This window comes from Serratia sp. DD3 (genome assembly GCF_000496755.2).
This window is the reverse complement of record NZ_AYKS02000066.1, coordinates 1-1134: the sequence shown is the minus strand read 5'-3', so window position 1 is coordinate 1134 and position 1134 is coordinate 1. Positions and strand designations below refer to the sequence as shown.

The window sequence follows — 1134 nt, the reverse complement described above, 5'->3', positions numbered from 1 at the left end:
GCTGGACTTCACGCCACCGGATGTGAGCAAGGTGGCGATCACTGAAGTCGTCGATCAGTATGGTCTGGTGACAGGCCCGGTCAGCAAGGGTAGCGTGTTGGATGATCGCAATCCGTTGGTTAACGGTACCGGTGCTGAAGAGGGTAACACCATCACGGTATACACCACCGATGGCAATGGGCTGACCAAAGTACTGGGTACCACCACCGTAGGCAGCAATGGCCAGTGGACGTTGACCGCGACGGGCTCACTGTATGACGGTAAAAACACGTTGACAGTAGAAGAGACTGACAAGGTAGGTAATAGCGCCAAGCCGAGCACCAGCTATGACGTCATTATGTCATTGACCCCAGGCACTCCGGTTATCGACAGTATTATTGATGATACCGGCGCTACCCGTATGCCATTGGCCAGCGGTAGTTTGACCAAGGACAATACGCCAACCTTGAGCGGGACCTCTTCTGTTGCTGAAGGCGATACGATTACCATCTATAACGATAAAACTGTGGTAGGTACTACTACTGCAGGCCCAGGTGGTAGTTGGAGCTTTACACCCAACCCGGCATTGGCAGACGGTACTTACAACTTCAAAGTGACGGGGACCAACGATGCAGATCAGGAGAGTGCGCCGAGTGCGACTCAAACCATCACCATTGATGCGACGATTTCTGATGCGGTAATTACCATCACCTCAATCAGTGATGACTTGGGTATCAGCAATACCGACTTCAACACCAGCGATAGCACGTTGTTGATTAACGGTACACTGAACAAGGCCCTGCTGGCAGACGAGTGGGTCGAAGTGAGTGTTGATGGCGGCAAAACCTGGACTAAAGCGAGCAGCACGACCGCCAGCAGTTGGACGGTAGATCTGCAAAGCAAGCCGTTGACGTCAGCTGACTATACCATCCAGGCGCGTGTGGTTGATCAGGCGGGTAATATTGGTGACACCGATGCACATGCGCTGACAGTGAGCACCGTGGCACCGAACCTGAATGGTTTGACCACCACAGCGGGTATTACCACCGATACCTCGAACGGTTTGACCACCGGCGATCTGTTCAGCCACAGTGCGACAGCGGTAAACAGCGATATGAACACCCGCGACCGTACGGTGACCATCAAGGGGGCGTT

General features: G+C 53.6%; 1 protein-coding gene. It reads left to right on the top strand.

The window, feature by feature from the left end:
* The coding region (locus IO95_RS11620) for an Ig-like domain-containing protein (RefSeq protein WP_037385461.1) at window positions 1–1134 on the top strand (1134 nt) is incomplete at both ends.